Here is a 26,758-nt window from a genome sequence, read left to right as displayed (position 1 = left end):
GGTCTTAGTCCTTCTTCAAGTGTTTTTCAAGGATCGCATAGCGTTCGTTTTCAATGCGTTCAACTTCAGCAGCTGGAACATAGTAGTCCACTTTCTTCGTAAATGAAGATTTGATGAAGCTGATGATTGCACCAACGAAAGTAACCGCTACTAACCACCAGATGTGCCAGATTAACGCGAAGCCCATCACTGTGATAAACATAGCGATAACGAAACCAGCAGCACGGTTAGTAGGCATGTGAATGTCTTCGTACTTAGTCGGTTTCGCGTATGCAATACCGTTCTCTTTGTCAGTCCAGAAAGTATCGATACCGTTTACTTTTGGAAGGTATGCAAAGTTATAGAACGGAGCTGGAGAAGAGGTAGACCATTCAAGCGTACGGCCATCCCAGATATCGCCTGTAAGGTCCATGTTTTTCTCGCGTTGTAAGAAACCAACCACGATTTGCATGATGAAGCAGGCAATACCCAGTGCAACAAGCACTGCACCAAACATTGCGATGTTTACATACGGGTCCCAATCTGGGTTATCAAATGTATTCAGACGACGAGTCATACCCATGAAACCAAGGATATACAGTGGCATGAATGCAAAGTAGAAACCGAAGAACCAGAACCAGAACGCTGCTTTACCCCAAGTTTCATTCAGCTTCCAGCCAAACATTTTTGGCCAGTAGTAAATGATACCTGCGAACATCGCGAATACTACACCACCAATAATTACGTTATGGAAGTGAGCGATCAGGAATAAAGAGTTGTGTACCAGGAAGTCCGCTGGTGGAACTGCCATTAATACACCAGTTAAACCACCGATACCGAAAGTCACAAGGAAACCAAGTGTCCACAGCATTGGGGTAGTGTAAGTGATGCGGCCCTTGTACATGGTGAACAACCAAGAGAAGATTTTCACACCAGTAGGGATCGCAATAATCATGGTCATGATACCGAAGAACGCGTTAACGTTGGCACCAGCACCCATTGTAAAGAAGTGGTGAACCCAAACAACCAGTGATAGAACACCAATTGCTACAGTTGCGTACACCATAGATTTGTAGCCGAACAGCGCTTTACGAGCAAATACGGCAGTCACTTCTGAGTAAATACCAAATGCAGGTAGTACCAGGATGTAAACTTCTGGGTGACCCCATGTCCAAATCAAGTTCACGTACAACATTGGGCTACCACCCAAGTCATTTGTGAAGAAGTGGAAACCGAAGTAACGGTCAAGTGACAGCATTGCAATAGTTGCAGTCAACACTGGGAATGTTGCTACGATTAACACTACAGTAACTAAAGAAGTCCAAGTGAAAATCGGCATATCCATCAGTTTCATGCCAGGCGCACGCATTTTGATGATGGTAACGAAGAAGTTAACACCAGTAAGAAGCGTACCCAGACCAGAAACCTGAAGTGCCCAGATATAGTAGTCAACACCAACACCAGGAGAATATTCGATACCAGACAGAGGAGGGTATGCCATCCAACCTGTTGCAGCGAACTCACCAAGCGCCAGGGAAACCATCATCAGACCCGCAGCACCAGCGAACAGCCAGAAGCTCAGAGAGTTCAATAATGGGAATGCAACGTCACGTGCACCGATTTGTAGCGGTACAGAGATGTTCATCAGACCTACAACAAGACCCATCGCCACGAAGAAGATCATGATCACGCCGTGCGCAGTAAAGATCTGGTCATAGTGTTCAGGGTGTAGGTAACCTTCACCACCACCTTTTGCAAGGAACTGTTGAAGACGCATCATGATCGCATCGGCGAAACCACGCACCAGCATGACAATCGACACGATGATATACATGATACCGATTTTTTTATGGTCTACAGATGTGAACCATTCGTTCCACAAGTAGCCCCATTTTTTGAAATAGGTGATACCCGCAACAAGTGCAAGACCACCCAAGATCATCATAGCAACTGTCACCAATACGATCGGATCGTATGGGATTGCATCTGGACCTAACTTACCTAATAAGTTCATGTCTTATTCCCCTTGAGAAGCAGTCGCATGTGAACCAGCTACATGTGCTTCAGAAGCAGCAGCTTCCTCGTGTGCAACACCGTGCTCAGCAGCAGCTGAGTGGTCAGCACCGTGGTAGTTGCTCATGTAGTGATTGATCACAGATTCAAACAAGCCTTTCTCTACAGAAGAGTAATAAGTCACTGGGTGTGGCTTAGTTGGGTAAGGCTTCGTAGCTTCAGCAGCAGCCTTCTCTTCAGGAGTTTTTGCTTTCGCGATCAGTGCTTCGATCTGATGTTTACCACGGTTGCCATCACGAAGTGATTTGAATTCAGCCTGGTCTAAAACAGTTTTCTGGATTGCTTCAGGATTAATAGAAGTACCATTACCTGCTTGAACAGCAGAAATCCATTCAGCAAACTGAGCATCAGTCACAGAGTGAGCGCGGAAGCGCATTTGTGAGAAGCCATAACCAGAATAGTTAGAAGAGAAACCACGGTAACCTTCAGCCGGGCTTGTTTCATCTGCCATCAGGTTCAGGTGAGTTTGCATACCTGCCATTGCATAGATCTGACCACTTAACGCTGGGATGAAGAAAGAGTTCATCGTAAAGTTAGAGGTGAGACGAAGGCTAACCGGAGTTTTCTCTGGGAAGCGGATTTCGTTGACCGTAGCAATATTCTGCTCAGGATAGATAAAGATCCATTTGAACTGTTCAGCAATAACCTGAACTGTCAAAGGTGCTTTATCAGATTCAAGCGGACGGTAAGGATCATACTTGTGGGAACCCCACCATGTTAAGTACGCAAGAATACCAATAATAATGACAGGAATACCCCAAACCACGATTTCAATCGCAGTAGAGTGTGCCCATGTAGGTTTATAGTCTGCGTCTTTATTCGATGCACGATATTTCCAACCGAACCATAATGCCATCAGCGCTGATGGAATCACCACCAATAGCATTAAGTAAATCGCAGTTACCATCAGGTTACTTTGGCCTTCAGCAACTGGACCTTTAGAGTTCAGAAGTACTAAATCACCACCACACCCGGTTAGGAGTGCGGACATCGCAGATAAAGACAATACAGCTAAAATTGTTTGTCTCATTTTACAACCTCGGTGAAGAGTCCCATTCCCTATATTAAATATGGGATAGCGATTAAAGTGTCGCATGATTAAAAAGATAATTTTCTAAAAAATCTTCTTAATCATGAGACACCGCTACGTTGTAGGGCATTATGCCTGAATAAGACAAACTAAGCTATATATAAAGGTGCTTTAAATGACTGTAATAAAAACCGATTTTGCCAGTCGGGATTAGAGAAAAATTATAAGAATTTTATTTTAATTTCAAAGTTATGCGGTAAAAGGGATGAGGTACATCCCTTTTTTTATATTTAATATTTTATTGCTTGATGACTTTGGTTTTTGCCAGTTTATCGTGCAAAGTTTGACGTTTTTTGCCCAATCCAAAGATTCCATCGATAACAGTGAATAACGGAAAGAAATAAACTGTGGGTAAAATGAACACGATGCTACGTAAGGTGAAGGCACGTATTAAGCTTGCTTTTTCGCCAGTTTCTGCATCTACGATCTTAATTTTAGTCAGTTTTTTGCCAATACTTTGACCAGATTTGGCAATCAAGAAACCTTGAATCACCAGCATGATCAGCAGGTATAAACCTGCGGCTGTCCAAGCGGTTGCAGAAAACATGGCAAACATTTGCGACTGTATTTCCATGACCAGATTCTGGTTCGGGTTGCCACTCATGGCTTCAGTCATGATCTGCTCATTCAGGGCAGCAAAACGTTCCTGTTCTTTAGGGTTGAAGAAAGCGGTCAGAATGAAAGTCGATGGAATCCACAGCAGTACATCAATAATTTTTGCCAGGAAACGAGCAGGGATACTTGCCAGTTCAGAAGTATCTGCTTTTGCAGCAGGTTGAGCATAGGCTTGCGACTGTGCTGTTGGCTGTTGAGAGATATTCTGTTCAGGTACTGGTGTAGGTGGAACATAGCCTGCAGGCTCATACACGAATTTACCTTGCGTGAGCTCACCCAAAGCTTTCCATTCCGTCATGCCCTGATGCCATGCCAAATCAGTCAATAAAACCTGCTGGTTCGCCAGCATCTGATTCAGCTGTTCAAGGGTGTATGGACCTGCTTGTTGATTGTTTCGTGCCAGGTAAATCTGCATATTCGACCGAATCTCAAAATGTAATAGGTTAAAAATAAGTTTAGCTATGATTTTATTGAATTATCGCGATAACACAAACAAAATCTTAAGCTAAACACAGAGGTAAACTGAATATTACTGGGTGAACTACAATAAGATTCACGCAAATTAAACGCTATTCAGTTGATCTTTTAAGAGATAAAAGTCTTGCGTTTTCATTGTAATTTGAACTATGAAATATATGGCTGAAATACTGTAATTTTAATGTAATTGCATATTGGATTTTTGTAGTTATAGTGCTGTTTGGACAGACATTTTAGTCATCGTAAAGCTGGAGCTTATCTAATTGCTCAAACAAAAAAGACCCTCAAAATGAGGGTCTTTTTGATTACTGAAGATTCAGCTTATTTTGCTTCTTGATCAGCAAGGAAGAACCAAGTATCTAGTACTGAGTCTGGGTTCAGAGACACAGATTCGATACCTTGTTCCATTAACCATTTTGCAAGATCTGGGTGGTCAGAAGGACCTTGGCCACAGATACCTACGTATTTACCTGCTTTACGACAAGCTTGGATTGCCATAGAAAGAAGTACTTTCACAGCAGCATCACGTTCGTCGAACAGGTGAGAAACGATACCAGAGTCACGGTCAAGACCAAGAGTCAACTGAGTCAAGTCGTTAGAACCGATAGAGAAGCCGTCGAAGTGTTCAAGGAATTGGTCAGCTAACAGCGCGTTAGTTGGCAATTCGCACATCATGATCACTTTAAGGCCGTTTTCGCCACGTTTCAGACCGTTTGCAGCAAGCAATTCGATTACGCGTTTTGCTTCAGAAACTGTACGTACGAATGGAATCATGATCTGGATGTTAGTCAGACCCATTTCGTCACGAACTTTTTTCAGTGCACGGCATTCAAGTTCGAAGCAGTCACGGAAGTTGTCAGATACGTAACGGCTCGCACCACGGAAGCCCAGCATTGGGTTTTCTTCTTCTGGTTCGTACAGTTTACCGCCGATCAGGTTCGCATATTCGTTTGACTTGAAGTCAGACATACGCACGATCACTGGTTTGTCAGCGAACGCAGCTGCAAGAGTAGAGATACCTTCAACCAGTTTTTCTACGTAAAAGTCGATAGGCGTTGCATAACCCGCAGTACGTGCAAGTACAGCAGCACGAGTTTCACGTGGCAGGCTGTCAATGTTCAGCAACGCTTTAGGGTGAACACCGATCATACGGTTAATAATGAACTCAAGACGAGCCAGACCAATACCTGCGTTAGGGATTTGCGCGAATGAGAATGCGCGGTCTGGGTTACCTACGTTCATCATTACTTTGAACGGAAGTTCAGGCATAGATTCGATAGAGTTAGTTTGAACTTCGAAATCTAAAGCACCTTCGTAGATGAAACCAGTATCACCTTCAGCACAAGAAACAGTTACGTCTTGACCATCTGTCAGAACTTCAGTTGCGTTACCACAACCTACGATTGCTGGAACACCAAGTTCACGTGCAATGATCGCAGCGTGACAAGTACGACCACCACGGTTAGTAACGATCGCAGCAGCACGTTTCATCACTGGCTCCCAGTCTGGGTCAGTCATGTCAGATACAAGTACGTCACCGTCTTGTACTTTGTCCATTTCTTTGATCGAAGTTACGATACGGACTTTACCAGAACCGATACGTTGACCGATTGAACGACCTTCACAGATCACATTACCTTTTTGTTTCAACAGGTAACGTTCCATTGTGCCCACGTTTTCACGGCTTTTCACAGTCTCAGGACGTGCCTGAACGATGTACAGTTTGCCGTCGTCACCGTCTTTAGCCCACTCGATGTCCATTGGCGCACCGTAGTGTTTTTCGATGATCAGTGCTTGTTTAGCCAGTTCGTGCAGTTCAGCATCAGTCAGAGCGAACTGTTGACGATCTGCTTTTTCAACGTCAACAACAACAACTGATTTACCAGCAGCAGCTTCTTCACCATAAATCATTTTTTGGTGTTTAGAACCCAGGTTACGACGAAGAATCGCATGTTTACCTGCGTTTAGAAGTGGTTTAGAGATATAGAATTCGTCAGGGTTTACTGCACCTTGTACAACCATTTCACCCAGACCGTAAGAAGCAGTGATGAAAACTGCATCACGGAAACCAGATTCTGTATCCAGCGTGAACATTACACCAGCAGCACCAGTTTCTGAACGAACCATACGTTGTACGCCAGCAGAAAGGGCAACGATGTCGTGTGCGAAGTTTTGGTGTACACGGTAAGAAATCGCGCGGTCGTTATATAAAGATGCGAACACTTCTTTGATCGCGATCAGAACGTTGTCGATACCACGGATGTTCAGGAATGTTTCTTGCTGACCAGCGAAAGAAGCATCTGGTAAGTCTTCTGCAGTTGCAGATGAACGAACAGCAACAGCGATGTCTGGGTTGCCGTTAGATAGTTCCGCAAATGCTGCACGGATTTCTTGTTCTAGTGCAGGAGTAAGTGGAGTGTCTACAATCCATTGACGGATTTTTGCACCAGTTTCAGCAAGAGCGTTGACATCATCAACATCTAGTTTAGCAAGCTCTGCATTGATTTTAGCGTTTAGGCCGCTTTGCTCGAGGAATTCACGATATGCACCAGCTGTTGTTGCAAAGCCACCAGGTACTGACACACCAGCATTTGATAAATGGCTGATCATTTCACCGAGCGATGAGTTTTTCCCACCAACAAGCTCGACGTCGTGCTTCCCTAATTTTTCTAGACCAATTACGCGCGCTTCCAAAGTTGTTACTCCACTTTTGCAGTATTAATCACTATCTAGGCATGAGAGTATAGCAAATCATAGGTTAATGATTTTACTAAGCGACAGTCATGTAAGATCGGTTTACTATAAAGATTATACCGTGTGATGACAAATATTTGAGGAGAATTTTAATGTCGGAAGGTAAACAGATAAAGCGCAGTGTTTTCTTCATTTCTGACGGTACAGCGATTACCGCAGAGACCTTGGGGCACTCACTTTTGGCACAGTTTCCTCATGTCGATTTTGATATACATATCATTCCGTATATAAGCACCGAAGAAGCTGCGACCAACGTCGTAGCCGAGATCAATGAGCGTGCTGAACTGGATGGGCAGAAGCCGCTGGTATTTGATACCCTGGTTGACCCCTATGTACGTGACATTATTAATACGGCGAATGCTGTAAATCTTGATGTATTTGAAGGTCTTATCAGTAAATTATCAGAAGAGTTAGGGACTGCGCCAACGACATTGGTAGGCCAGACTCACGCAGTCACTAACTCAGAATCCTATAAAGCACGTATTGATGCGGTGCATTTTGCATTGGACAACGATGATGGCGCACGCACCCGCCATTATGACAAGGCTGATCTGATCCTGATCGGGGTATCACGTTCGGGTAAAACTCCAACTTCGATCTACCTGTCATTGCAGTTTGGAATCCGTGTTGCGAACTATCCGCTAACCGAAGAAGATCTGGATGATAACCGCCTGCCAGCCGTGCTGAGACCGCATAAACACAAGCTTTTCGGCCTGATGATTGAAGCAGATCGACTGGTTGCAATTCGCACCGAACGTAAGGCAAATAGTCGTTATGCCAGCTTTAACCAGTGCCAGATGGAGCTGCGTGCAATTGAAGGAATTTATATTTCGGAGGGGATCAAATACCTCAATGTGACGGAAATGTCGATTGAAGAAATCTCGACACGTATCCTGCAAATGACCGGTTTAAAACGTCGGATTGGCTAAGACCTGAAGATGGGGTCAAAGCCATTTTTTGGCTCCATTTTTAAACTGCAGACATCCATTTTTTAAATAAATGATAGAAAATTTCTATCATTCTATTATTAAAAGCTAATTGCATTATTTCGCTACGAAATACCATATAGAAAAAATATAAACGTGATTGAATACTAAAATTGACTAAAAAATAAACGTAGCAAAATTGTCTTATATTCCTTTTTAGCATTTTTTTTGAAATATATATCTAAAAAAAATAAAAAGAATTCGCTTAGTAAGTCTGAATAATCACATCAATTTCATGCTCATCGCCATTTACACAATGGATCGAATGTTCAGAGATTTTCAAAATTGGCCAGGTAATCAGTTCGCAGTTTTCCCGTTGCAGGGCAGTATAAAAATTATCTGACTTTAAATAGGTGCGGTTTGATGCTGCCAGATTGGGCATGAGTTGGCGACGTAACCAAGGGTTTTTGACCTGATGTTCCAGGAAGCGCAATGAAAGTAAACCTTTTATTCGGCTACTGACGAGATTGCGGTTTTTACTGATCAGGGGATGATTGAGCAAGCGTTGCAGGCTACGACTAGTACTTGGGATGACGAATTTTGGTTCGATCTGGAACACTTTAACAGATGCAGCCTGCTGGCAAACCTGCTCCAGATGGCCCACTGCAGCCTGATTCAGTCCGACCACGGCAACGCGTAAATCATGAAAATCAGCATCCTTTAGTTTAGCAGAATCGATGCGTTGCCCGGTGAAATGGGTAAAATGTTCCGGTTGATTTTCAAAAATGCCAACATTTGCATCCTGCTTAACGCCCATGATGTTTTCCTGTAATTGCTTAATTTTTATTCTGATGACACAGATATAAACAATCTCGGCAGGGGCGTAAAGCACCTTTAATAGAATAACAAGTCATCTCTAAAATTGTGTTATAGCTATTTGGAATAGCTGATCTGCAAATTTTGATCTCAATAAGATATTTCAGTTTTCTTTGTCGCCATTGTTATAAAAAAACCGCTGACAGGCAGCGGTTTTTGATTTCTATACTTCTATATAGCAAGTAGTTAAAGACCTTGTTTAATTTGCATCAACAGATCAAAGTTCTGCAGACGCTTTTCGATATCATAAATATCACAGGTAAAGATAAACTCGTCCACCTCATATTTTTCTAGCAGTTGTTCTAGGCCAGCTTTGACTGTGGCTTTGGAACCGATCTGCGCCATGGCATAGAACTGTTGAACCGACATTCTCTCCGCAGGCGACCAGATTTCTTCAATATTATCGATCGGTGGTCTTAATTTGCCTCGCTGGTTACGGAACATTGCAATAATGCGCTGATAAGGGGAGGTTGCTAAATAGTGCGCTTCTTCATCGGTTTCAGCAACGACGGTAGGAACCCCCATAGACACATAAGGTTTATCCAGATATTCCGAAGGCTCGAAGTTTTCACGATACAGCTGAATTGCTTGACCCAGCATGCGCGGTGCAAAGTGTGAAGCAAAGGAATATGGCAGACCGAGTTTAGCTGCAAGCTGCGCACTAAACAGGCTAGAACCCAATAGCCAGACTGGTACATGAGTACTGTGACCTGGCGTCGCGATAATGCGTTGGCCGGGTTCCGGATCTTTAAAGTATTGCAGGATTTCTAAGACATCCTGAGGGAACTGGTCTTCAGTTTCCTGACGACCACGACGCAGTGCACGCATGGTCATCTGATCGGTGCCCGGTGCACGACCTAAACCTAACTCGACACGGTTTGGGTAGAGTGTTGTCAGAGTACCAAACTGTTCAGCAACAACCAGTGGAGCATGGTTAGGTAGCATGATACCGCCGGAACCCACACGTAAAGTTGTAGTATTGGCGAGCAAGTAACCGAGCAGAACTGCCGTGGCTGAACTGGCGATCCCAGACATATTGTGATGTTCAGCTAGCCATAGACGGTCATAACCTAATTTTTCGGCATGGCGTGCCAAATCTAATGCATGGTGCAATGAAGATTGAATGCTTTTATTTTCACGTACTGGAACCAGATCCAGAATAGCAAATTTAGTGTCAGCAAGAGTCGTCATGCGTAATCCAGGTAACAAGTCATTGAATTGAGGATACGACAATCAGTCAGATTTGTATATCGAAAAAAAACGATATAAGTGTAAACAAAAGCAAAGATAAAAACGCGGGCAAAAAAATAAGCATCCGAAGATGCTTAAAAAGAGGGAAGAGTTGTAAAAGAGACTACATTATTTTAACTATTAACGACGATAGCCACGGTTGTTGTAGCTGTAACCTTTAGTGCGGTAGTTACGAGATGAGTTGTAACGACGGTCATAGCGGTCATCATAACGGCGGTCTTCGCTGACTTTTTTACCTAAAGCTGAACCACCAGCAGAACCCAGTGCTGCACCAATCAGACCGCCATTGGTACCTGCCATGTTTTTACCTACGGCATAACCTGCACCACCACCTAGAGCACCACCGATAATGGCGCCATTACGGTCACGTTTGTTTGCAGATACTGCAGCACCTGCACCACCGCCGATTGCTGAACCGATGGTTGCGCCAGTGGTACCACCAATTTTATTACCAACCACACCACCTACGACACCACCGAGGGCAGAAGCCAAAGCTGTGTTGGTTGTATTACCCGCATTTGCAGCAGTCATACCCATGGCTGAAGTGGCAACAACTGCGATCATTAGAGATTTATAGTTCATGAGTACACCTTTTCATTTCTAGCTGTATTTGTCGATGAGTTCAATTTACGGGAGCAACAGTCAAACAGCATGAAGAGTCTGTAGATGAATTGTGATTTTTTTCTCCTTAATTTATTCATAATCATGAAGCTATAAATTTCATATATTACAGCCTATTGGAACTATTTAGAAAGAATTAAAAAAAGCACCCGGAGGTGCTTTTTAAGTCAAATGTAATATTGCGATTTCGCAGAGAACCGTTGACTATTAACGGTGACGTCTCCAGTGTTTTGAGCGTTTTTCAGCAGCTTTGTCTTTAGAGATTTTATTACCTAGTGCTGCACCACCTGCTGCACCTAATGCTGAACCGATGTAACCACCGCTGGTGCCACCCATGCTTTTACCTACAGTGTAGCCTGTACCACCACCTAATGCACCACCAATAGCAGAAGCAGTACGGTTTTTCTTGTTACTTGCTACAGCAGCCCCACCAGCGCCACCTAAGGCTGCACCAATGGTTGCACCGGTATTACCACCCATATTTTTACCCAATGCAGTACCTGCAACACTACCTAAAGCACTTGCTGCTGCCACACGCGCTGTACTGTCTGCGTGTGCGTTAATAGTCATCATTGAGCCAGCAGCCAAAGCGGTACTTAATAAAACTGCTTTCAGTTTCATGTTAGAACTCCGTATCCGTGGTCGGATTGTGTTGTGTTTTGATGCTGGAAAAGGTAACAAAATATTGTCATTACAATGTGAAGAAAAATCTCCATATTTGCCCGCTTTATTTGCGACTTTGTAAAATAAGTAAAGAATAAGGATTGAAACGCTGGAAAAATCAGCAATTATGCAGGGAAAATAGGGGGTTGCCTGTTTTTTCGGCATTCATGTGAGAGATAGAGCTCGATAGCAATAAAGATGTTCTTTAGGGCTGAGAATCGTTAAACTAGGCGCAATTTTTGAATTCGCTGTGCTAAGCCCTTTATTTAGACACAGCCTTATTTTGAGAAACTTTGAAAAATGAAAGAATCGTTACGTTTACGATTAGACCAACTCTCCGACCGACACGAAGAACTGAATGCCTTGCTGGCAGATGCAGAAGTCATTTCTGATAACAAACGTTTTCGCCAGTTATCTCGCGAACACAATGACCTGACTGAAATTACCGAAGTCTGGACCAAGTATAAGCAAGCAGAAGAAGATATCGAGACTGCACAAGCAATGCTGTCTGATCCTGACTTTAAGGAAATGGCACAGGAAGAGATCAAGGAAAATAAAGCACTGCTGGAACAGCTCGAAGCTGACCTAAACATCCTGATGATTCCGAAAGATCCGAATGATGCCAATTCAGCTTATCTGGAAATCCGTGCAGGTACTGGCGGTGATGAAGCAGCGATCTTCTCTGGTGATTTGTTCCGTATGTATAGCAAGTATGCGGAATCTCAGGGCTGGCGTATTGAAATCCTGTCTGAAAATGAAGGCGAACATGGTGGCTATAAAGAAGTCATCTGTCTGGTCAATGGTGAAGGTGTTTATGGTCGCTTGAAATTCGAAAGTGGCGCACACCGTGTACAACGTGTACCTGCAACAGAATCGCAAGGTCGTGTGCATACGTCTGCTTGTACAGTGGCAATTCTGCCAGAAGTGGATGTGGATACTTCCGTGGATATTAATCCGGCAGATTTGCGTATCGATACTTACCGCGCATCAGGAGCCGGTGGTCAGCACATTAACAAAACAGATTCTGCGGTGCGTATTACCCACATTCCAACCGGTACTGTGGTGGAATGTCAGGACGAACGTTCCCAGCATAAGAACAAGGCCAAAGCCATGGCACTGCTTGTTTCCCGTCTGGAAAATGCCAAACGCGCAGCAGCAGATGCAGCGACTTCGGAAATGCGCCGTGACTTGGTCGGTTCGGGTGACCGTTCTGAACGTATCCGTACCTATAACTATCCACAAGGCCGTATGACGGATCACCGTATTAACCTGACTTTATATAAGCTGGATGCGATTATGGAAGGTGATCTGACTGAGCTGCTGGATAGTCTGCACCGTGAATATCAGGCCGATCAGCTGGCTTTACTTGCACAGCAGAATGGTGGCTAATGAATATTGGACAAGCCCTCGCATTGCGGGGCGAACCTGAAAGCTACGAGCGTCAGGAAAATGCCTGGTTGCTGGAACACATTACCAAGATCGATGCTTTTGATTTGATAATGAAAAAAGACCGGGAGCTGACGCCAGAACAGGAACAGGCCTATGTTGAAGGACTAGCTCGAATTCAGGCGGGTGAACCATTGGCCTATGTGACTGGTTCCCAACCATTCTGGACTTTAGATCTCAAAGTCACCAAAGACACTTTAGTACCACGTCCAGATACGGAAGTATTGGTTGAAACTGTACTGAAACTGGATTTACCAGAAGATGCTCGAATCGTCGATTTGGGTACCGGTACTGGTGCGATTGCTTTATCGCTGGCATCGGAACGTCCCCATTGGTCAGTTACTGCTTCAGATATTTACGAGCCAACGCTGGAAGTGGCTAAATTTAATGCTGAACAGCATGGCCTGGATCAGGTGCAGTTTGTACTGGGTTCATGGCTCAAACCCTTTGGTCGCCAGTTTTTTGATGTGATCATTTCCAATCCTCCGTATATCGATGCGGATGATGAGCACATGCGAGATCTGGCAACTGAGCCGGTACGTGCGTTGGTGGCGGAAAAAAATGGTTTAGCAGATTTAGAACAGATTATTCTGCAAGCCAAAAAGCATCTGACCGTTAATGGTTGGGTTGTACTCGAACATGGCTATGATCAGGGTGAAGCTGTACGCCATTTATTTACCCAGGCAGGCTATAAGCAAGTACGGACGGTGCGAGATTATGGGGGTAATGATCGGGTAACTTTGGGGCAATGGCCACATTAATGTTCGTGATTGGCTGAATAAAAAAGCGACCACCTGAGGTCGCTTTTTTATTGGTTAACTTATTACATTGGATAGTCTTGCAGGCAGTCAGATACTTCGATCTGATCCAGTGCATTGGTTTCCATCGCCAGACCCAAAGTCACAATTTTCAATGTGTCTGCGATCAGTTGCTCGCCTTTCAGTGCAATCCCTTGTTTTAGGCTTTCAATACGTTCCGGTGCGATTTCCAGTGCAGCCGCAGCTTCATTGATGTCAATACGGTTTAAAAATGCCACCACAGCATCTTTGAGCGCAGCATCAGAAGCATTCAGAATCTCTTGGCTTAACTGTTCAGAAAGCAGGTCAGCTGAATGAGATAAAGCATTAGAGAAGTTTTGAACCAGATTTTGGCCAAGAACATCAGTCATCTTTAACATAAGAACACCTTAAGCGGGAGAGAAAGCACTTACGACCTAAGCCGTATTGAGTGAAAAGTAATCTAAATTAACTCTAAATACAAAGAGTATAGAATGACCCTAGAGTTTCATTTTTTTTAGTGATAAAGCTTGAAAACAAGATGTATTGGAAAATTAATCCTTTAAGAAATATTTAAATATATTAATCGTTTTTGAATCTTAAAATGAATGAATAGACAATAAATAAACTGTTGTGTTCATAGTTCAATTTGCTTCGGTTTTGGGCAAAGATTAGTCTTAGGAAAACGAAAAAGACTAGGGGTGAAAATGGAAATTAAACAAAAAGTATTTGTAGTCACGGGTGGGGCTTCTGGGTTAGGTGCAGCAACTGCACGTTATCTAGTTGAACATGCTGCCCGTGTGGTCATGGTGGATATGAACCGGGAATTGGGGCAAAGCCTGGCTCAGGAACTTGGCGAAAATGCTCAATTTCAGCAACTGGATGTGACTAATGAAAGCGCTGGTGCAGCCTTTTTTAAGAATCTGGAACAAACTCATGGTCAGCTCAATGGTCTGATTAACTGTGCCGGGATTGCGCCGTCGGCGAAAATTCTAGGTCGTGACGGATTACATGATCTGGCGATGTTCCAGCGTGTGTTAAATATTAATGTCACTGGTACCTTTAATATGCTTCGTTTTGCTGCCGAGCTGATGGCGAAATATGAATTAAAGGAAGGTGAGGAAGAGCGCGGTGTGATTATCAATACAGCATCGGTAGCCGCTTTTGAAGGGCAGATCGGGCAGACCGCGTATTCTGCTTCCAAAGGTGCGGTGGTTGCCATGACTTTGCCATTGGCACGTGAGCTGTCTAAAAATGCGATTCGTGTCATGACCATTGCGCCTGGGATCATGGAAACACCAATGCTGAAAGGCTTGCCACAAAATGTGCAAGATTCATTAGGACAAATGGTGCCATTTCCACCACGTTTAGCCAAGCCGGCAGAATATGCCAAACTGGTCGGGCATATTCTTGAAAATACGTATCTGAATGGAGAAGTGATCCGTCTGGATGGAGCAATACGTATGGCTGCAAAATAGCCTAAGCTTTCAGGGAGTTTCTTTCCTATCTGTTCAGTGACACTTATATAAGAGATTGATCTTAATTATTTAATTTTAGAGTTAATAAAGAACTTTTGGGTATCATGCAACAGATCTACTTATTTGAATTTTCCAAAAATTAAGCCTCTTATTGAAGAGGCTTAATATATTCCCCATACAGATTCTTTTATAAGTTTAGTTTTTCATGTTCTGTATCTGGCTCTTGAGGTTTGCCAGTCACATTGCCCTTCAGGACTTTGAATAGGTGAGTGACCTTATTATCTTTCACATCCCAGTATTCGGCACTGACAGCACGCGCGATGAGTACACGTACACTCGGATCATCTTTACCCTGAAACCAATTTTCTGCCCACGGGTTCCATAACTTATCAATCAAAGCGCGATCAGTACTGATTTCACCATGTGCACTAATTGATATATAAGTATCATCCGATGGTTTGGCGAAAGACAGGCCTAAATGCGTATGACCAGCATTGATTGCTTTTACAATGTCATTGGTATCTTTCATGATGAAATACAGATTTTGACGTTCATTGAGCTGTTCTGAGTTGAGCATGGTCATTGGTTGGGAATGAATTTCCTGCTCCTCAGTCTGATGGCTAATCATGGTAAAGCGTACGTCTTTGATGAGTTCCCATAATTTTTCACGTTGATTATGTTCTATATGTTGTTCTGCCATGAGTAATCTCCAATTTTATTTAAAGTTAAACCTGGATCGTGATAGCAGCTTAAACATAATTGGAAAGGCATGCTGACAGTCTCACTGAACCTATACAGATCCATACGCAAGAGCAGGGAGTTACTACAGAAAACGTGAACAATAGCGTTGTGATTACATGCTGGTAAAATCATTTGGGGATTGAAAATAGTTGTTGGAATAAAATAAATATATGAATGAAATTGAGAGTAAGGCTTCGAAGTTAAAAATTTTAGAATAAAGCTGAATGATGATTAACAAGGATAAAAGAACGAATAGATAAATGATTTACATTTAAGTGTTGTTAATGAAATGACAATGCAATTACATTTTTATAAAGTTTCTCAACTTGGTTATTGGGATTGCATTCGTAATAAAGTCAACCGTCTTTATACATAGTGGATTGAATAAAAACTGGGTGTTATTTGCTAATGGATATACATGTGGATTTAAAGAGGCTGATCATCTTCAGGGATTCAATAACCAAATGCATTGCATGATTAGTGGTTACTGTCATAATTCAGTCAAGGCTATTTAAGAAAATGGCACCTAATCAAACTAAAAATATTCTTTAGCTAAGAGTAGTGACTATGACAAAAGTAGGCCGACCAGTAGTAATGACAGCAGAGGTACGTCGCAAGGAAATATTAAATGCGGCAGAAAAGCTCTTTTGTGAAAAAGGCTTTGAGCAGGTCACCATGTCGGAAATCGCTGAAGCTGCGGGCATGTCCAAGAAAACTCTGTATGTGCATTTTGCCGACAAGCAGGAATTGTTTAAGTCTTTGGTAACGTCTTCTTATGTCTGGTCAGATAATGTTTCGGTGAATATGAGTGATGATCCAGTCCAGCAGTTGAAAGAATGCCTGTATGGGATTGCTAATCATGTGCTCTCAGATCGACATATCAAGTTATGCCGTCTGGTGATTGTTGGTCAACTTGGAATGGAAGATCTTTCCAATACATTTTATGAAGCGGCTATTTCTATTGCTCGGAATAATTTAATTGATTGTATTCAGCGTATTCCGGAAAATCAGCGCCGTATTCAGCTATCAAGTGAAGGCCTAGCCGATATGCTATTTGGTGCGAGTATCAATAAATCATTTATCGATTCTTTATTTATGAAAAAAACTATCGATCCGAAAGAGATTTATGCATTGATTGATCGTTCAGTTGATGCATTATTTCATGCTTAAATCTTGCAACTTGATTCTAAGTACTCAACAAATACTTAGCTGATTAAAAAATTACTTATTTTAATTTATGGACTGGATAATAATTGTCGTTATCCATCTATAAATAAACACGGACGGTATTGTGGTAGACGCTTCAAACGCTGAATATGAACTGAACGATGCAGAAATGCATGTATATGCACGGCAAATCCTTTTAGATGGTTGGGATATTGACGCTCAGGAAAAGCTGAAATATTCCAATGTCCTGGTTGTGGGCTGTGGAGGGATTGGTTGTGCTCTAGCAGAATTATTAGCCCGAGCCGGAGTAGGAAAAATTACCCTGATTGACCCGGATACTATCGAGATCAGTAATCTGCAGCGTCAGCTGGCGTTTACCCCGCAAGATATCGGCTTTTATAAAGCAGAAACCTTGGCCAAGCGTTTACAACAGATCAATCCACATATCCAGGTGGAATATCATAACCAGGCGATTTCCCAAGCTAATGCTCAAGTATTGATTCAACATCAGGATTTGGTACTGGATGGTTGTGATCAGTTTGAGACCCGTTATTTGGTTAATCAAACCTGCCGTCAGTTTGATGTGCCGTTAATCAGTGCTTCTGCGATCGGTTTGCAAGGGCAGCTATTTATGTCTGAAGGCGATTCAGCCTGTTATAACTGCCTGTTCCCGAAGGAAGACCAAACCGATACAGCCATGCGCTGTGCTGATTCCGGAGTATTGGCAACCACGCCAAATGTGATGGCTAGTCTGCAAGCGCACCACGCTTTGTTATATTTAGGTTTAGGTCAGATGCCGCTGCGCCAGAAGCTGTTATTATGGGATGGCAGCACCATGCAGCAACGCATTCTCAAATTTGAAAAAGATGCGAATTGTCCAATTTGTCGGGCAAGATAATCCTGTTAAGCCCGAATATTTGCTACACTCGAGAAAATTTGAAATTACCTAGACATTATGAAAAATAATATCTTCCTTGACGGTTTGCGTTCTGTGAAGCGGGTCGGTGAAACGGCTGTAATCGCGGCGCGTGCAGGCATTAAATATGCCACAGAAAAACCAAGTAATGCCAAGTTGATGCGCGAAACCTTTGAATCTTTGGGCTCGACGTATATCAAGCTCGGTCAATTTATTGCCTCTACACCATCTTTATTTCCTCGTGAATTTGTTGAGGAGTTTCAGGGGTGTCTGGATCAGACGTCAAGCCTGCCATTTAGCTATGTGCAGCAGGTACTGGCATCCGAGTTTGAAGGACGTAACCTGGATGAAATCTTTGCTTCCATTGAAGAAAAACCATTAGCTTCTGCTTCCATTGCACAAGTACATGCCGCCAAACTGGTGTCTGGTGAGGATGTAGTAATCAAGGTGCAAAAGCCGGGTGTAGAAACCATTCTCTATACCGACCTGAATGTACTGCACTGGGCGACCAAGCTGCTTGAAAAAGCAGTGCCTAAAGTCAAATTCGCATCTTTGGCGGATATTGTAGAGGAAATCAAAACACGTATGGTGCGTGAAGTTGATTTTATCGAGGAAGCCAAGAATCTGGATGACTTTGTCAATTACCTGAATATTACCCAGAACCGAGCAGCGACTGCGCCGAAGGTTTATCACCAGTATTCAACCCGTCGTGTGCTGACCATGCAACGTCTATATGGCGTGTCACTGACTGACTTTGAGGTAGTTAAAAAAGTGGCAAAAGACCCATCTCAGGTACTCATCACTGCCATGAATACCTGGTTTGGTAGCCTGATGATGTGTGAAAGTTTCCATGCCGATTTGCATGCCGGTAACCTGATGTTATTGAAAGATGGGCGTGTTGGCTTTATCGATTTTGGTATTGTCGGTCAACTGAAGCCAGAAGTCTGGACAGCATGTATTGCCTTTATGGATGCATTGCAAAATACCAATTACACATCGATGGCAGAAAACATGCTGAAAATGGGCATGACTGCAGTTGAGATCGATACTAAAGTACTGGCAGCGGATCTTGAGCGTCTGTTTAGTGGCGTAATCATGGCGGATCCTCAGGAACTGCTCAGCTCAAATCCGGGCGATTTGAATGACATCATGATGGATATGGTGGCGGTGGGTGAGCGTCATGGTATCCGTTTCCCGCGTGACTTTGCCTTGCTGTTTAAGCAAATGCTGTATTTCGACCGTTTCATGCGTGTGTTAGCGCCATACACGGATATCTATGCGGATCAGCGTTTGCAGATGATTCAGACCATAGATCCAAATCTATTGTTGAAGAATTAATTTTTAAATCCCTCCCAACCTCCCTTTATAAAAGGGAGGAGTTCCTTATTGATCATTAACATCTAAGGGAATAAGTCCCTCTTTATTAAAGAGAGAGTTAGGGAGATTATTTATACTTGCTATACTCCTGAGTGAAAAATGGACGCAATTATCATTGAAGGTTTGAAAGTTGAGACAGTGATTGGCTGTTTTGACTGGGAACGTCAAATTATTCAACCTTTAATGCTCGATCTGGAAATTCAGACCGATCTCGAACAAGCTTCAAATTCAGATGCCTTGGAAGATACGCTGAATTATGCCGAAATTTGTGAAATATCAGCGAAAACCATTCAGCAGGCGCAACCAGAATTGATTGAACATGCGGCAAAATTGGTACTGAATGCACTTTTTACTACCTTTGCAGCAATTGAATCGATTAAGATTACAATTCGTAAGCCTGCCATTATCGCGCAAGCCAATTCTGTAGGGATTCGTCTTGAACGCCACCGAAACGATATTCGCATTAGCACTGGCGAGTAATTGTCATCCTCAGCAACATTTTCAAGCTGCACAACAACGTATTGCTACTTGGGGCGAAGTTCAGTTTTCTCCCATCTATATCATTCCGTGTCGTGACGGGATTGGAGCAGATTACTGGAACTCTGCCTGTCTGCTTAAAACCAACATGACCGAAGATGAAGTGATTGTACAGCTGAAACAGATGGAATCAGATTCAGGACGTATTCGTCCTTCACATCAGATCAGTCTGGATGTTGATCTGATAGCTTGGGGCAGTAATTTAAACGAGATGGAATTTAATCCGAAAAAATTGCCACTGGCTTTGGATGTGAAAATCCCGATGCATGAGATTTGGCGACATCCTGCCTTTGAATATGATCCTCAGTATCAATATCCTCAAGTCCAAACCTAGCTAAAAGTCTAGGGATGAATCCGCCGATTTCCTATGGATGAACTGGTGTAAATCCAATATAGTCTTGACTGAATTAAATATTGAATTATCAATCAGAATTTGGGGATAGTGGATGCGTTTGCTGCCAGTTTTATTGTCTGCTGCATGTGTTGGATTAAGTGGCTGTGCTGTGATGTCGGTCAGTGAATGTCAGGTAGCAGACTGGCTGGATGTAGGGCAGAGAGATGCATTCGCTGGACGCCAAAAACGCTTTGCTGAATATGAAAAAGCCTGTGCCAAAGCCAATATTCAGCCAAATCAGGCACTCTATGACACTGGTTATACCAAAGGTCGTTTTGAATATTGCCAGCCTGAGGTCATCTTTCAGTCCAGTTTAGAAGGTTCGGGTTCTTATCAAATCTGTCCGGTGGCGCAGCATGCTGAACTGAAACCTTATCATGATGTTGCTGCACAATATTACCAGGCGAAAAAAGTCAAAGATCAGCTATTTGATGAATTGGAACGTTATCAAGGTTATTTGCTCGATCCAAAACTGAGCAAGGAAAATCGGGAAACTTATACTCGCCGGATTCGTGAACTGAAAATCAAACAGGAACGGATTGAATTTGACTATTTTGATGCGGAACACAAACTGGCACGATTTAAACGTGAGCGTGGTTTAAAGTAAGGAATAAGATTGATAAAAATCCGATGTGTCAGAGTTGATCTTCAAAAGTTATCAAAATAAAAAGCCCACTGTCTTGTGGGCTTTTATCACATTGTTATCCAATTAAATGTAATAACTGGTTTTGGTCATCAACTTAGAAATGGCAGTCATGGTGATTTTCACCGGCAGAGGTAAGTCAACACCACCTGCAGCCAGAGCCGTGTCACGGTGATGCAGTTCATCTTCATTCATCTGTTCCAGAATACGACGTGAACGTTCATCTTGCGGCGGTAACTGATTGATATGATGTTGCAGATGCAAGCTGACCTGGCGTTCAGTTTCTGCCACAAAACCCAAGCTATATTTATCACCGGCAATACCGGCAATGGCACCCATACCAAAAGACAGGGTATACCAGACTGGGTTGAGCAGACTAGTATGGCTATCCAGTTCTTTCAGGCGATCTTCACACCATGCCAGATGATCCTGCTCTTCAATGGCAGCCTGTTCCATTTCACGGCGTACATTTGGCAGTTTTGCGGTCATAGCCTGGCCATGGTACAGCGCCTGGGCACAGACTTCCCCGCTATGATTAACACGCATCAGACCAGCCACATGACGGGCTTCGGAAACCGCCAGTTGGGCATCAGTTTTTTCAGCAGGATTTTCTCGATGTGCCGAGGTGGTTCCTGGAACAAGACTACGCAATGCCTGGTCAAAAGAATGAATGAGCTTATCGACACCTGAATATTGACGCATGCATTAATCCTCCAATGATGCTGGTGTAGCGTTGAGCATAGGTTTAATTCGAAGCAGTAGCCACAGGGTGAATATGCCGCTCAAGACCGCCGTAATACAGAAAAGTATTTTAAGATCAAAATTTAAGACGCTTAAAATAATAATTGAGAATATAGCAGAAGATACCATGAAAACAGCATTCAGAATGTTATTTGCTGCCACTACTCGCGCACGATGTGAGCGGGGAGAATGCGCCTGCATCATGGCATACAGCGGTACGATATAAAAACCACCACTGATCCCCAGCAAAGTCACGGCAAACATCACGTGATAATAGCTCCAGCCTTGCTGAAACACATCCGCAAGCCCGAGCAGTTCACCCGTGCGGGTTGGAACCATTGCCATACTGGCTGCCAGGTAAAATGCAAATACAGTTAAACCTACTGCACCGATCGGCACCATACGAATATTCACTTCACTACCACCGAGTTTACGGCATAGATATGAACCCAAACCAATCCCGATCGAGAAAAAGGTCAATAGCAGGCTGGCAACATTTTCAGATGCATGCAAGTTTTGCATGGTGAGCTGTGGAATTTGGGTTAGATAGGTTGCGCCGTAGAACCAGTACCATGAATTTCCTAACAGGATCATAAATACCAGTGGCAGGCTTTTGGCATATTTAATCGTCTGAAAACTGGTACGGAAGAAATTCCAGTCCACCTGAAGCTCGGGTGCTGGTGAGTCTTGTTTTAGAATAAAACGACTAGAGAAATAGCCGATGATCGCGATACTCAGGACGGTCAGGCTGATCCATAATAAATTTCCAGCTGATGCAGCAATCACGGCACCACCTAGAATCATACCGAACAGAATGGCTAGTGAAGTCCCCGACTGGAATAGCGCATTCCCCGACATCAGTTCATTCGGCTTTAAGATTTCTGGTAAGATCGCGTATTTAATTGGGCCAAAGAATGTAGACTGCGTTCCCATTAGAAATAGTGCAAACATCAGAATCCATAAATTCCCTGTCAGGAAGCCGGTTGTTCCTAATGCCATCACTACAATTTCTAGAATTTTCAAATAACGAATGAGTTGTGAACGTTCGTATTTGTCGGCAATCTGCCCGGCAGTCGCGGAAAAGATAAAGTAGACGCCAATCTCAACTTTAAATAAGCTTTTCAAATTGAATCGGTGAATAACCACATTTTTTATTCATAACGACGCAGACCGTATGTGACAAAATCTTTCTGATAAAACGATGCGATAAGTGCCATAAATCTCTTGCCCTTACTTTTTGAATATTAAAGCGATCAGTTAATTGACCAATGACCGTTTCAATTTTCCTTCGTGCTCTCATAAGCAACCTCATTGATTCTTGAGATCTAGAGTCCGGCATATTCTTTCTTAAAGGAGTTTGTAGATCAACATACTGAAATTTATAGTATTCTTTCAAGCTGGGTCTTAAGTAACCTTTATCTGCACCTAGTAACCCATGAATATTTTCTGTGATTTCTGGTGCAACATCACGCTCATCTACATTTGCTGGAGCGAAAGTATAGCCAGTAATCATACCCTCCAAATTAATTACAAGATGCCCTTTAAAACCATAGTATTTCTCTTGTTGTGCAGCACAATAACTAAAACCTGCATGTTCTTTGAAATTCTTGTGTCTTTTTGCTCGACTATAACGACAAACAGGTATAGGAAATCCATCAATAAAATGAATATGATCCTGACCATAATGTGCAGTTAATTGGGCTGTGATTTTTTGATGAACTTGCCATAAGTTTGCACAATGCTTACAAAAGTTAGGATATGAACCTAAATGAGGGAACCAACTTAAGTAATTGTTTTTAAAAAACATCCATATGCTTTTATCCGTATCCATTTTGAGACACTCACCAACAATTTGCATTGTGATAATTTCAATATCGGTTAAAGCAGGTGGAAAACCACGTTTTCTTAATGGTTCAGAGACTATAGTTGGGTAAATTTCCTCTATGATTAAATAGACAATGATGATAAATTCTTCAGTGGACATAACTGTAATTTTATTTTCATAGACGGATTTAAAATGAGGTTATGTCCTTTTTATTTCAATGACTTAAAAAGTTGAGATTGGCGTAAAGTAGGGTAAGATAAACAGTAACGCGGCCAGATTGTTCAGGGTGCTGATACTGGCGGTTTGCTGAATCCAGCCATAGGTAATGACAAGCAATAAGGCCTGCTTAAAGACATTATCGTTTAACGCACCAAAGAACTGCGTCATAAACATCGGTAAAAAGCGACGCGTACCGAGTAGGGGTTCATTATTGTTCATGTGGGATGGGCTACATTAAAATTTATTAAGAAATGTCAATGATGCGTAAACATCCTGAAAATTCATGTAAGATACTTTTGACCATGGAAATGGCAAAAACCTATAGATTCGAGTTTCTTAGCTTATATTTTTCGGTCAAATAATCAATTAAAGAATGTATTTGTTTAGAGTTTTCTATGCCTGCAAAGAAAAAATTTAAAGAAACACTGCTCAGCCAGAGTATGAGTATGCTCATACCGGCGCATACGGGAAGCCGTCTATGTATGAGTATGTTTTTCATGATGTTCACCCAGCACAGCATGGCACAAACTCCCCAGACTGAAACGCCGGTGGCGCTTACCCAAGCTGAAATGATCGAAGGGCTGTCTCAGCAAGCCGTTCAGCAGGGGTTGGCAAGTACTGAAAATGAAGCGACTGAGAAAATCGAACAGGCGATTCAGCCAGAAGTGAATGTCGACAGCCTGCAGATGCTGCGGGAGCAGGAGCAGGCTGGTCAGCAATTCGAAGCATTTAAGCCGATTGAATTTGAAGATCTAGAAGAATTGCCTATTCAGGCGGTCGATCAGGCCATGGCAGATGAAATTTACCGTGTTGCTGAAGAAGCCAAGCGAGAAGCACAAGCCTACCGTCAGACTCAAAATACTGAAATTGTAGTGAATGATGTCAGTCAGCAGGAACTGCTGGAAATTAATCAGGCGCCGGTAAATGTCGACCAGCTGATGCAGAATATTGAGTCGGATAGCCAGATTCTGGTACAAGCCAATGAAACTGGCGCGACCTTACCCGAGTTATCACCCCAGCAGTTACGCCCGGAAAATGCGACACAGCCAAATATTTTTAAGCGCTTGTTTTATAAAGTCCGTCCACCACGTCGAATCATGACAGCGAAGGTGCCACGGATTGATGCAGATGTAGTCATTGTCAAAACCAATGGCAATGGTACCAGTCAGCAGCTTTCAGCAGAAGCGCGCGATGAAGCTTATAAAAATTTAGAAGCCAATATTGAAAACAAGCTGTCCAGTTTTACCCAAGAATCCTTTAGTGATTTTCAGTCTGCCTTGCCACAACTACGTACCTTGTCGAATCAGGCAGCGCAAGCAGTCGGTTTCTATAACGCCTCATTCCGCTTTGAAAAACTGTCTGATTCACGTGTCCGGGTCTATGTCACCCCAAATGAACCGGTACTGGTGCAGAGCCAGAATATTGAATTTAGTGGCGCCGGTGCCAATACTCCACAGTTCCAGGTAATTGGGGTATTGCCTGAACTGGAAGAAGGCGATGTGTTTCATCACGGTAAATATGAACGTACTAAAGAGCGTATTGTCGAGGCCGCGAGCAATAACGGTTATTTCGATGCTTACTGGCGCTTGCATGATGCCAAGGTGGCACAACCCCAAAACACCGCTGACATTAACCTGCGTTATGAAACCGGTAATGCCTATAAATTGGGTGCAGTAACTTTCCGGATGAGTGATCCGACTAAAGAATTCCCATTGGATCCAGATGTATTACAAAGTCTGGTGCCGTGGCAAGAAGGTGCAGATTATCGTTTCTGGCGGGTAAACTCCTTAGCCAACAACCTGACCAATACCCGATATTTTAACTATACCCTGGTCGATGCAGTTAAACCGGATCCGATCGAACAACCTTTGGAATTACCACCAGACATTCAGCAGCTTGTGGATGAACAGCTGATTTCTGAATCTTCCTTAGCTGTACAGGACAAAAAGCAGGTGGCTTCTAACGAAGAAGTCACCCAAAACGTGGTCGATGAAAGCCAATTTGCGGGCAGCCAGGAACAGGATCAGGCAAACTTACGCGCATTACGCACAGCCCAGGAAGCCAAAGAAGCTGAACAGGAGCGCTTGAAAGCTCAGGCCCGTGAAGAAAAAGTCATTCCGGTGTTGGTTACTTTGAATGCCGATACCTTGAATAGTGCTGAACTGGGTCTCGGTTATGGTACGGATACCGGTATGCGTGTCCGTGGACAGTATCGCCGTGCCATCGTCAACAAACGTGGACATTCTTTTGATGCTAACGTGGAATTATCAGAAATCCGTCAATCCATTGATGGTCGCTATAATATTCCTTATAAGCATCCATTGAATGATTATTTCAGTATTGTTGGCGGTTATGAGCGTGAAGAACGGGATGATGTCGCACGAGGCAATGGTCTGTTAATTGAGTCTGCAGTTGTAGGTGCAGACCGTTTTATTAAAAATCCACGTGGTAGCTGGCAGCATACCTATGGGGTACGTTATCGTCTGGATCAGTTAACCCAGCAAGGCGAAGTCAATGCCAATAATATTCCAGATGCTTTCCTAGTGAGTGCAGCGGAAACTCAGGAATCTTTATTATTCGGTTATGAGCTTTCCCGAACAGTCAGTGATAAACGGGTTAACCCGACCAAGGGCTTTAAACAAACCTATAAACTAGAAGTCGGTAGTGAAGCTTTACTGTCTGATGCGGATATGGCGATTGCTAATGCTGGCTGGCGTTTTATCTATTCATTAGGTGAAAATGCCGATCATCAGTTTGTGGGACGTGCTGATGCAGGCTATATTTTTACTGAAGATTTTACTAAAGTGCCGTATAACCTGAGATACTTTACGGGTGGTGATCAGAGTATTCGTGGCTTTGACTATAAGAGTCTGTCACCAGAAATTAATGGTTATAAGGTGGGTGGCCAAGCGCAAGCGATTGGCTCATTGGAATATAACTACCAGTTTAAGGAAGGTTGGCGTGCAGCAGTATTTGCTGATGCGGGGAATGCCTATGACAAGGACTTTAGCAATCCGACTGAATATGGGGTAGGTTTGGGTGTGCGCTGGGCATCGCCGATTGGTCCAATTCGTATTGATGTGGCTTCCGGTATTTCCGAGGATAATCATCCGATCCGGCTGCATTTCTTTATTGGCTCACAGTTATAACATTCACTGATTTTAGAATTTTTA

23 protein-coding genes and 2 pseudogenes are annotated in these 26,758 nt (G+C 43.1%); 11 read left to right on the top strand and 14 right to left on the bottom strand.

Going from position 1 to position 26,758, the window contains the following annotated elements:
• Positions 1–4: 4 nt before the first annotated feature.
• The 4 genes from cyoB to ppsA form a co-directional block, all read right to left on the bottom strand.
• Positions 5–1,993, bottom strand: a complete 1,989-nt coding sequence (gene cyoB, locus ABEF84_RS09130) for a cytochrome o ubiquinol oxidase subunit I (protein ID WP_347452768.1) — start codon at positions 1,991–1,993, stop codon at positions 5–7.
• 3 nt (positions 1,994–1,996) lie between these two features.
• Entirely contained in the window at positions 1,997–3,082 is a 1,086-nt protein-coding gene (cyoA, locus tag ABEF84_RS09125) for a ubiquinol oxidase subunit II (protein WP_347452767.1), read from the bottom strand.
• 298 nt (positions 3,083–3,380) lie between these two features.
• Complete coding sequence (locus tag ABEF84_RS09120) at positions 3,381–4,172, bottom strand: RDD family protein (RefSeq protein ID WP_347452766.1); 792 nt, start codon at positions 4,170–4,172, stop codon at positions 3,381–3,383.
• 383 nt (positions 4,173–4,555) lie between these two features.
• Positions 4,556–6,928, bottom strand: a complete 2,373-nt coding sequence (ppsA, locus tag ABEF84_RS09115) for a phosphoenolpyruvate synthase (RefSeq protein WP_034589068.1) — start codon at positions 6,926–6,928, stop codon at positions 4,556–4,558.
• Positions 6,929–7,080: 152 nt separating this feature from the next.
• Between ppsA and ABEF84_RS09110 the strand changes: the two genes are divergently transcribed.
• Entirely contained in the window at positions 7,081–7,917 is an 837-nt protein-coding gene (locus ABEF84_RS09110) for a pyruvate, water dikinase regulatory protein (protein WP_034589066.1), read from the top strand.
• A 262-nt stretch (positions 7,918–8,179) separates the two neighbouring features.
• On the opposite strand, the gene ABEF84_RS09105 is transcribed toward ABEF84_RS09110, so the two are convergent.
• The 4 genes from ABEF84_RS09105 to ABEF84_RS09090 form a co-directional block, all read right to left on the bottom strand.
• Positions 8,180–8,731: a flavoprotein gene (locus ABEF84_RS09105; protein ID WP_347452765.1), complete on the bottom strand. Its 552-nt coding sequence runs from the start codon at positions 8,729–8,731 to the stop codon at positions 8,180–8,182.
• Between the two features lie 245 nt (positions 8,732–8,976).
• Positions 8,977–9,981, bottom strand: a complete 1,005-nt coding sequence (locus ABEF84_RS09100) for an LLM class flavin-dependent oxidoreductase (protein WP_347452764.1) — start codon at positions 9,979–9,981, stop codon at positions 8,977–8,979.
• Positions 9,982–10,161: 180 nt separating this feature from the next.
• Positions 10,162–10,623, bottom strand: a complete 462-nt coding sequence (locus ABEF84_RS09095; protein WP_347452763.1) for a hypothetical protein — start codon at positions 10,621–10,623, stop codon at positions 10,162–10,164.
• Between the two features lie 246 nt (positions 10,624–10,869).
• Entirely contained in the window at positions 10,870–11,283 is a 414-nt protein-coding gene (locus ABEF84_RS09090; RefSeq protein ID WP_347452762.1) for a glycine zipper domain-containing protein, read from the bottom strand.
• A gap of 342 nt (positions 11,284–11,625) precedes the next feature.
• Here ABEF84_RS09090 and prfA point away from each other — a divergent pair, with 342 nt between their 5' ends.
• Positions 11,626–12,714, top strand: a complete 1,089-nt coding sequence (gene prfA, locus ABEF84_RS09085) for a peptide chain release factor 1 (protein WP_347454902.1) — start codon at positions 11,626–11,628, stop codon at positions 12,712–12,714.
• Positions 12,714–13,532 carry a peptide chain release factor N(5)-glutamine methyltransferase gene (gene prmC / locus ABEF84_RS09080; protein ID WP_347452759.1) on the top strand — a complete coding sequence of 273 codons (819 nt, stop codon included), beginning with the start codon at positions 12,714–12,716 and terminating at the stop codon, positions 13,530–13,532. Before prfA ends, prmC begins: the two co-directional genes overlap by 1 nt.
• 62 nt (positions 13,533–13,594) lie before the next feature.
• Here the strand turns inward: prmC and ABEF84_RS09075 are convergent, their stop codons facing one another.
• On the bottom strand, positions 13,595–13,948 hold the full coding sequence (locus tag ABEF84_RS09075) for a hypothetical protein (RefSeq protein ID WP_347452758.1): 354 nt from the start codon (positions 13,946–13,948) through the stop codon (positions 13,595–13,597).
• 306 nt (positions 13,949–14,254) lie between these two features.
• Here ABEF84_RS09075 and ABEF84_RS09070 point away from each other — a divergent pair, with 306 nt between their 5' ends.
• Positions 14,255–15,025 (top strand): 3-hydroxyacyl-CoA dehydrogenase, encoded by a 771-nt coding sequence (locus ABEF84_RS09070; protein ID WP_347452757.1) that lies wholly within the window; start codon positions 14,255–14,257, stop codon positions 15,023–15,025.
• A gap of 187 nt (positions 15,026–15,212) precedes the next feature.
• On the opposite strand, the gene ABEF84_RS09065 is transcribed toward ABEF84_RS09070, so the two are convergent.
• Complete coding sequence (locus tag ABEF84_RS09065) at positions 15,213–15,725, bottom strand: pyridoxamine 5'-phosphate oxidase family protein (RefSeq protein WP_347456536.1); 513 nt, start codon at positions 15,723–15,725, stop codon at positions 15,213–15,215.
• Positions 15,726–16,333: 608 nt separating this feature from the next.
• Here ABEF84_RS09065 and ABEF84_RS09060 point away from each other — a divergent pair.
• The 6 genes from ABEF84_RS09060 to ABEF84_RS09035 all read left to right on the top strand — a co-directional run bounded on the left by ABEF84_RS09060 (position 16,334) and on the right by ABEF84_RS09035 (position 20,764).
• Positions 16,334–16,936 (top strand): TetR/AcrR family transcriptional regulator, encoded by a 603-nt coding sequence (locus tag ABEF84_RS09060; RefSeq protein WP_347456535.1) that lies wholly within the window; start codon positions 16,334–16,336, stop codon positions 16,934–16,936.
• A 166-nt stretch (positions 16,937–17,102) separates the two neighbouring features.
• The gene (locus tag ABEF84_RS09055) at positions 17,103–17,831 is read left to right on the top strand and encodes a HesA/MoeB/ThiF family protein (RefSeq protein WP_347454165.1); all 729 of its coding nucleotides are present in this window, start codon (positions 17,103–17,105) and stop codon (positions 17,829–17,831) included.
• A gap of 57 nt (positions 17,832–17,888) precedes the next feature.
• The gene (locus ABEF84_RS09050) at positions 17,889–19,187 is read left to right on the top strand and encodes an AarF/UbiB family protein (protein WP_347456534.1); all 1,299 of its coding nucleotides are present in this window, start codon (positions 17,889–17,891) and stop codon (positions 19,185–19,187) included.
• A gap of 138 nt (positions 19,188–19,325) precedes the next feature.
• Positions 19,326–19,706, top strand: coding sequence for a dihydroneopterin aldolase (gene folB / locus ABEF84_RS09045; RefSeq protein WP_034589030.1), 381 nt, complete (start codon positions 19,326–19,328; stop codon positions 19,704–19,706).
• Positions 19,663–20,097: a 2-amino-4-hydroxy-6-hydroxymethyldihydropteridine diphosphokinase gene (locus ABEF84_RS09040; protein ID WP_347452752.1), complete on the top strand. Its 435-nt coding sequence runs from the start codon at positions 19,663–19,665 to the stop codon at positions 20,095–20,097. The genes folB and ABEF84_RS09040 overlap by 44 nt, the downstream gene beginning before the upstream one ends.
• Before the next feature lie 112 nt (positions 20,098–20,209).
• Complete coding sequence (locus ABEF84_RS09035) at positions 20,210–20,764, top strand: DUF2799 domain-containing protein (protein WP_347452751.1); 555 nt, start codon at positions 20,210–20,212, stop codon at positions 20,762–20,764.
• 102 nt (positions 20,765–20,866) lie between these two features.
• Here ABEF84_RS09035 and coq7 read toward each other — a convergent pair whose 3' ends face one another.
• The 4 genes and pseudogenes from coq7 to ABEF84_RS09015 all read right to left on the bottom strand — a co-directional run.
• Positions 20,867–21,502, bottom strand: a complete 636-nt coding sequence (coq7, locus tag ABEF84_RS09030; RefSeq protein ID WP_347452750.1) for a 2-polyprenyl-3-methyl-6-methoxy-1,4-benzoquinone monooxygenase — start codon at positions 21,500–21,502, stop codon at positions 20,867–20,869.
• Positions 21,503–21,505: 3 nt separating this feature from the next.
• Positions 21,506–22,633, bottom strand: a pseudogene (locus ABEF84_RS09025) (MFS transporter); the annotation flags it as partial.
• Between the two features lie 16 nt (positions 22,634–22,649).
• The gene (locus ABEF84_RS09020; protein ID WP_000102417.1) at positions 22,650–23,525 is read right to left on the bottom strand and encodes an IS982-like element ISAba825 family transposase; all 876 of its coding nucleotides are present in this window, start codon (positions 23,523–23,525) and stop codon (positions 22,650–22,652) included.
• 84 nt (positions 23,526–23,609) lie between these two features.
• Positions 23,610–23,804, bottom strand: a pseudogene (locus ABEF84_RS09015) (MFS transporter); the annotation flags it as partial.
• Between the two features lie 176 nt (positions 23,805–23,980).
• Here ABEF84_RS09015 and ABEF84_RS09010 point away from each other — a divergent pair.
• A complete protein-coding gene (locus tag ABEF84_RS09010) occupies positions 23,981–26,734 on the top strand; it encodes an autotransporter assembly complex family protein (protein WP_347452748.1) in 2,754 nt (917 codons plus the stop codon).
• Positions 26,735–26,758 lie beyond the last annotated feature (24 nt).

The organism is Acinetobacter sp. ANC 7912 (assembly GCF_039862785.1).
In the GTDB taxonomy this organism is placed as follows: domain Bacteria; phylum Pseudomonadota; class Gammaproteobacteria; order Pseudomonadales; family Moraxellaceae; genus Acinetobacter; species Acinetobacter thermotolerans.
The sequence above is the reverse complement of the archived record's forward strand: the minus strand, read 5'-3'. Positions and strand labels throughout refer to the sequence as shown.

Bases quoted from the DNA above. Each gene is read 5' to 3' on its own strand.
- cyoA (WP_347452767.1), bottom strand. From the start codon at position 3,082: ATGAGACAAACAATTTTAGCTGTATTGTCTTTATCTGCGATGTCCGCA.
- ABEF84_RS09090 (WP_347452762.1), bottom strand. From the start codon at position 11,283: ATGAAACTGAAAGCAGTTTTATTAAGTACCGCTTTGGCTGCTGGCTCA.
- ABEF84_RS09110 (WP_034589066.1), top strand. From the start codon at position 7,081: ATGTCGGAAGGTAAACAGATAAAGCGCAGTGTTTTCTTCATTTCTGAC.
- ABEF84_RS09070 (WP_347452757.1), top strand. From the start codon at position 14,255: ATGGAAATTAAACAAAAAGTATTTGTAGTCACGGGTGGGGCTTCTGGG.
- prmC (WP_347452759.1), top strand. From the start codon at position 12,714: ATGAATATTGGACAAGCCCTCGCATTGCGGGGCGAACCTGAAAGCTAC.
- ABEF84_RS09050 (WP_347456534.1), top strand. From the start codon at position 17,889: ATGAAAAATAATATCTTCCTTGACGGTTTGCGTTCTGTGAAGCGGGTC.
- ABEF84_RS09035 (WP_347452751.1), top strand. From the start codon at position 20,210: ATGCGTTTGCTGCCAGTTTTATTGTCTGCTGCATGTGTTGGATTAAGT.
- ABEF84_RS09065 (WP_347456536.1), bottom strand. From the start codon at position 15,725: ATGGCAGAACAACATATAGAACATAATCAACGTGAAAAATTATGGGAA.
- ABEF84_RS09105 (WP_347452765.1), bottom strand. From the start codon at position 8,731: ATGGGCGTTAAGCAGGATGCAAATGTTGGCATTTTTGAAAATCAACCG.
- ABEF84_RS09075 (WP_347452758.1), bottom strand. From the start codon at position 13,948: ATGTTAAAGATGACTGATGTTCTTGGCCAAAATCTGGTTCAAAACTTC.
- coq7 (WP_347452750.1), bottom strand. From the start codon at position 21,502: ATGCGTCAATATTCAGGTGTCGATAAGCTCATTCATTCTTTTGACCAG.
- ABEF84_RS09055 (WP_347454165.1), top strand. From the start codon at position 17,103: ATGCATGTATATGCACGGCAAATCCTTTTAGATGGTTGGGATATTGAC.
- ABEF84_RS09020 (WP_000102417.1), bottom strand. From the start codon at position 23,525: ATGTCCACTGAAGAATTTATCATCATTGTCTATTTAATCATAGAGGAA.
- ABEF84_RS09095 (WP_347452763.1), bottom strand. From the start codon at position 10,623: ATGAACTATAAATCTCTAATGATCGCAGTTGTTGCCACTTCAGCCATG.
- ABEF84_RS09100 (WP_347452764.1), bottom strand. From the start codon at position 9,981: ATGACGACTCTTGCTGACACTAAATTTGCTATTCTGGATCTGGTTCCA.
- cyoB (WP_347452768.1), bottom strand. From the start codon at position 1,993: ATGAACTTATTAGGTAAGTTAGGTCCAGATGCAATCCCATACGATCCG.
- folB (WP_034589030.1), top strand. From the start codon at position 19,326: ATGGACGCAATTATCATTGAAGGTTTGAAAGTTGAGACAGTGATTGGC.
- ABEF84_RS09060 (WP_347456535.1), top strand. From the start codon at position 16,334: ATGACAAAAGTAGGCCGACCAGTAGTAATGACAGCAGAGGTACGTCGC.
- ABEF84_RS09010 (WP_347452748.1), top strand. From the start codon at position 23,981: ATGCCTGCAAAGAAAAAATTTAAAGAAACACTGCTCAGCCAGAGTATG.
- ABEF84_RS09120 (WP_347452766.1), bottom strand. From the start codon at position 4,172: ATGCAGATTTACCTGGCACGAAACAATCAACAAGCAGGTCCATACACC.
- prfA (WP_347454902.1), top strand. From the start codon at position 11,626: ATGAAAGAATCGTTACGTTTACGATTAGACCAACTCTCCGACCGACAC.